Origin of the sequence: Pseudomonas sp. Sample_9, assembly GCF_004307535.1 — a bacterium.
Taxonomy (GTDB): Bacteria; Pseudomonadota; Gammaproteobacteria; order Pseudomonadales; family Pseudomonadaceae; genus Aquipseudomonas; species Aquipseudomonas mercuritolerans.
On sequence record NZ_RAZO01000049.1, the window covers coordinates 1 to 4,825 of the forward strand.

At 61.8% G+C, this 4,825-nt stretch carries 6 protein-coding genes and 1 pseudogene; 3 read left to right on the top strand and 4 right to left on the bottom strand.

Annotated elements, in window-relative coordinates:
- Nucleotides 1–208: 208 nt before the first annotated feature.
- A complete protein-coding gene (locus D6877_RS03045; protein WP_130909803.1) occupies nucleotides 209–1,000 on the bottom strand; it encodes a CPBP family intramembrane glutamic endopeptidase in 792 nt (263 codons plus the stop codon).
- Nucleotides 1,001–1,099: 99 nt separating this feature from the next.
- Between D6877_RS03045 and D6877_RS29790 the strand changes: the two are divergent.
- Nucleotides 1,100–1,192: pseudogene (locus tag D6877_RS29790) on the top strand (metal ABC transporter ATP-binding protein); the annotation flags it as partial.
- Between the two features lie 17 nt (nucleotides 1,193–1,209).
- Here D6877_RS29790 and inhA read toward each other — a convergent pair.
- Nucleotides 1,210–1,896 carry an isonitrile hydratase gene (gene inhA, locus D6877_RS03055; protein WP_130909804.1) on the bottom strand — a complete coding sequence of 229 codons (687 nt, stop codon included), beginning with the start codon at nucleotides 1,894–1,896 and terminating at the stop codon, nucleotides 1,210–1,212.
- A gap of 89 nt (nucleotides 1,897–1,985) precedes the next feature.
- Between inhA and D6877_RS03060 the strand changes: the two genes are divergently transcribed.
- Nucleotides 1,986–2,969, top strand: coding sequence for a GlxA family transcriptional regulator (locus tag D6877_RS03060; protein ID WP_130909805.1), 984 nt, complete (start codon nucleotides 1,986–1,988; stop codon nucleotides 2,967–2,969).
- Here D6877_RS03060 and D6877_RS03065 read toward each other — a convergent pair.
- Nucleotides 2,938–3,825: an alpha/beta hydrolase gene (locus D6877_RS03065; RefSeq protein WP_130909806.1), complete on the bottom strand. Its 888-nt coding sequence runs from the start codon at nucleotides 3,823–3,825 to the stop codon at nucleotides 2,938–2,940. The genes D6877_RS03060 and D6877_RS03065 overlap by 32 nt on opposite strands.
- Before the next feature lie 90 nt (nucleotides 3,826–3,915).
- On the opposite strand from D6877_RS03065, the gene D6877_RS03070 reads away from it, so the two are divergent.
- Complete coding sequence (locus D6877_RS03070) at nucleotides 3,916–4,548, top strand: hypothetical protein (protein WP_130909807.1); 633 nt, start codon at nucleotides 3,916–3,918, stop codon at nucleotides 4,546–4,548.
- Here the strand turns inward: D6877_RS03070 and D6877_RS03075 are convergent.
- Nucleotides 4,520–4,825 (bottom strand): hypothetical protein (locus D6877_RS03075; RefSeq protein ID WP_130909810.1); only part of this gene is annotated, 306 nt, incomplete at its 5' end. The two genes, D6877_RS03070 and D6877_RS03075, sit on opposite strands and share 29 nt — an antisense overlap.

The following is a 4,825-nucleotide window of genomic DNA, read 5'->3' on the forward strand; positions in this document are numbered from 1 at the left end:
CGTCGTTGCAGTAGGTGATCACGCCCTTGGCATCGGTGGTGGAAATCAACCGTTGCTGAGCTGGAAAGGTCCGCTCGCGTTGTGTAATGGGCTGGTTGTTACGCATGGTTTTTCAATCCGCAAGGCTTTGAATGGTTGTCGGCGCCGACAGGTTTTTATTGAAGCTTTTTTTCAGATTCAAGTACGACGTCGCAAAACCGCGCTTGCGTCAACTGGCCAGCATCGGATAGGTGAACAGGCCGAAGTGCAACAGATTCAGGCCGAAATGGGTGACGATCGCCGCGCCCAGTCCGCCGAAACGATAGGCCAGACCATAGCCGACCCCGGCCAGTCCCGCCAGCAACACCCAGGTCCAGCCGGCGCCGGCGTGCACCAGACCAAACAGCAGCGAAGCCGACAGCAGTGCGAGGTTATCGCCGTAGGGTAGGTGTTTAAGGCGACGGCTGAGTCCGCCCTGTATATAGCCGCGAAACAGCGCTTCCTCGACCAGCGTCACCAGCAACAGATTATTCAGCACCCACAGCCAGGCCTGATCCGGCCACTTCGGCGCCCAGGCGATGACGCCCAGCAACAGCGCGCCGCCGAGGGCGAGAATTGCGCACAGCGTCAAGGCGAGGGCGGTGGCATAGACCGTCAGGCGCAACGAACGCCGCGCGACAATCCACGGACAAACCAGCAGCAACCAGAAGCCCACCAGCGGTTTATCCAGATTGAAATACATCGCGAACGGCACCGCGTTGTCAGTGAAACGTTGCGGATTGATCACCCGGCCGTTGGCGAAGCCCGGCAGCCAGTGCAGCGCAAGTGCCACGGCCAGAACAATGAACAGGCCATGGCCGAGCCAGCGCGCAAACGGTACTTGTTGCTGGCGCACAGCGAACGCGGCGAACAGCAAAAGCCCCACGGAGATCAATGCCAGCCAACCGAGTTGGCCGTAGCTCAGGGCCAATCCGTAACCGAGGCCGAGCAGCGCGAGATAGAGCCAGGGCAGCGCCTTCATCGAAAGTCCTTGTGCGAGATTTCTGGAAGGGGCTTTCTACACGGGCGAGGGAGGTGGGACAAGTGAAGGTGTGGCAGTGATGCCAGACACAAATCAAATGTGGGAGCGAGCCTGCTCGCGAAAGCGGTTTTGCAGATGACGTCACTGGCGACTGACACTCCGCTTTCGCGAGCAGGCTCGCTCCCACAGGTTTTGCATTCGGCTGAAGATCAGCGCAGGCCCAGTTTGGCGGCCGCGCGTTCGGTAATCTCGGTGCGCAGCTTCAACGAAGGCGCCGCGCGCAACCGCGCCTCATCGACCACCGCGCTCGGCGCCACGTCCGGCCTCCCAGCGTTGAACGGCGGTGCCGGGGCATATTCCAGTTGCAACTGCACCAGTTGCGCCGTGTCGGCATCGACCAGTTCCGCCGCCAGCACCAAGGCAAAATCGATCCCGGCGGTGATCCCGCCGCCAGTAAACAGATTGCCGTCGCGCACCACCCGATCCTTCACCGCAATTGCTCCCAGCGTCGGCAGCAACTGGTGATACGCCCAATGCGTGGTCGCCCGCTTGCCCTGCAACAGACCCGCCGCGCCGAGCACCAGCGAGCCGGTGCACACCGAGGTCACATAACGTGCCTGCGCGGCCTGGCGTTTGATGAAATCCAGCGTCTGCTGGTCTTCCATCAACGGCCCGACGCCGCCACCGCCTGGCACGCAGATCACATCCAGATCCGGGCAATCGTCGAACGTCGTGGTCGGTTTCAGCAGCAGGCCGGTGCTGGACGTCACCGGCATCAGGTCCTTCCAGACCAGATGCACCTGCACGCCGGGCAACGAGGCGAGCACGTCGTAAGGGCCGGTCAGGTCGAGTTGCTGAACCTGCGGGAATAACAGAAAACCGATCTGCAGCGTCATCGTTGTGGCTCCGTTGAAAGAAGTGGACGACTGCACTGTAGGCGCGTAGGTTCTGGCGCATACGCCAATCACCCCACGAATTACGCCAAATGCCTAAAGCCATTCACGTCCTCGCGTTTGCCAACATGCAGATTCTCGATGTCACCGGGCCGTTGCAGGTGTTCGCCTCGGCCAACGATCTGGCCCGCCAGCGCGGAATGTCGGTGCCGTATGCGCCGAGCGTGATCGCCAGCGGCGGCGGGGCGGTGATGTCATCGGCGGGTCTGGCGGTGCTGGCCGAACCGTTGCCGCAAACGCCCAGCGATACCTTGATCATCGCCGGTGGCTGGGGCATTTATCCCGCCGCCGAAGACCAGCAACTGGTTGGCTGGGTGCGCGATCACGGCACTCATTGTCGGCGCGTGGCTTCGGTATGCACCGGGGCCTTTCTGCTCGCGGCCAGCGGCTGGCTCGATGGCCGCCGCGTGGTCACCCACTGGACGCGCTGCGAGCAATTGGCCGCGCAACATCCCAATCTGCGCGTCGAGGCCAATCCGATTTTCATCAACGACGGCCCGGTGTGGACTTCCGCCGGGGTCACGGCCGGTATCGATCTGGCGCTGGCCATGGTCGAAGAAGACCTCGGCCGCGACATCGCCCTCGACGTCGCCCGGCACTTGGTGGTGTTCCTGAAACGCCCGGGCGGGCAGTCGCAATTCAGCGTGACGCTGTCGCTGCAACAACAGGGCAACCGCTTCGATGAACTGCACGCCTGGATCGCCGAAAACCTCACTTGCGACCTCGGCGTCCCAACGCTCGCCGAACAGGCCGGCATGAGCGAGCGCAGTTTTATCCGCCACTACCGTGCCGACACCGGCCAGACCCCGGCGCGGGCGATCGATTTGATCCGCGTCGAAACCGCCCGCCGACTGCTCAGCGATACCGGTTTGCCGATCAAACGCATCGCCGCCAATTGCGGCTTTGGCAGCGAAGAGACGCTGCGGCGCAGTTTTCTCCGTGCCATTGGCGTGACACCGCAGGCTTATCGGGAGCGGTTTTCGGTCAGCGTTGCAGCAGATCCAGTATCGCCTTGAGGGTTTCCTGCGGCGCTTCTTCGGGAAGGTTGTGGCCGACACCCGCCAGCACGCGCCGCTCATAGAAGCCGCTGAAATGCCCGGAATCTTCATCAATCAGAGAAGGCGGGCCGACGCCATCATCGGCGCCGCACAGCGAAATGCTCGGCACGCTGATCACCGGCTGTGTGGCCAGCGCTTCCTCCATCCACTCCAGGGCTGGATCGCCCGAGGCGTATCCGAAGCGATGCCGATAGGAATGAATCACCACGTCGAGAAAATCAGGATTATCAAAAGCAGGTGCGGTCAGCGGATAGCGTTCGTCCTTGCGCGCCCATGTCGGCGACCACAGCCGCCAGAGCAACTGACACAACTCCCGGCGATTCTGCCGCAGACCTTCGACCCCACGCGGCGTATGGAAGTAGTACTGATACCAGAGCCGGTGTTCGTCTTCGGGCTCCAACGGCTGGTTCGCATGGGCGATGTCCTGCACGAGGTAGCCGTCGCCGCTGACCAGCCCGCGCACTCGCGCCGGAAACAACGCCGCGACAATACACGCCGCCCGACCGCCCCAGTCATAGCCGCAAAGCATGGCCTGTTCGATGCCCAGCGCGTCCATCAGATCGAGCAGGTCCTGCGCCATCGCAGCTTGCTGGCCCGAGCGCAGGGTTTGCGCACTGTTGAACCGGGTCGGCCCATAACCGCGCAAGTACGGCACGATGACGCGATAGCCTTGCGCGGCCAGCGCCGGGGCGACTTCGTCGAAGGTGCGCGGCGAGTAGGGGAAGCCGTGGAGCAGAATCACCGAGTCGCCGCCGGCAGGGCCATGCTGTTCGTAGGCGATGGTCAGAAAAGGGGTGAGGACTGACTGAATCATGACTGACAACTCCGTGCAAACGTCTTCCAAACCCTAGACCATCGGATAGACTGCGCAGCTCATTCTGTCGACTGGCTTCAAGGACGATACATGTCACTCAAAATGCTGCTTGTTGTGTTGGGACTTGTCGTGATGCTGACCGGTTGCGCATCGCCGCCACCGGCACTGCCGGACACCCCGCAGCGCCGTGAACTGATGGAACGCATGTTTGCCAAGTCGACGATCATGCTGTCCTTCAAGGAGTTGGACGCACGATCCGCCGCCGCGCCGGGCGAACCGCAACGCCAGCTCAGCGCCGATGAGGCATTGGCCAGACACAAGAAACAAATGAATGTCGACCTGCCGGCGGCGTACTGGGAGCAGCGCCGGGCAAACCTCGCGCAACTTATCGATGCCAGAGCAAAAGGTGAAGCCATCGGTCTGGCGGCATACAAGCAAAAGTACTTCGAGCAATTGTCCCAGGCACCGACGCCGATGCTCGCGGCGCTGGCCAATGCGCCGAGGATGGACGCGCTGGCAGAGTTTCCATTGGTGCTGCCCAATGATCATCAGCTCAGTTACTTCTACCTGATGACCGTTGCGGATGAAACGTTTTGGGAAATCGAGCAGTTCTACCAGCACATGGCCGATCTGGACGCCCAGTACGGCGTCTGTGCCCTGTACTCGGATTGCTACCGCCCGGACTTCCGCACGGCTAAGCCTCAAGCTCCGCGATCTGATTGAAATACTTCGTCCGATCCGGGGTAAACGTCACCTTCATCTTCGTCCGCGAACACACCAGCGAACGCTCCTGCGCCAGATCAATATCCAGATCCTCACCGCGCAGACCCTGCCACTGCGCCAGATATTTCAGTGAGCCGTACTTCTCGTTTTTCTTCAGGCTGCGACTGACGCCACCCTTCCAGCCCAGCACTGGCAATTCATCGGCCAGGCAGCGCTGGGCCAGTTCGGGAAAGCGTTCGGCGCGCTGGCGGCCGATTTCCCAGCATTTGATCAGGCC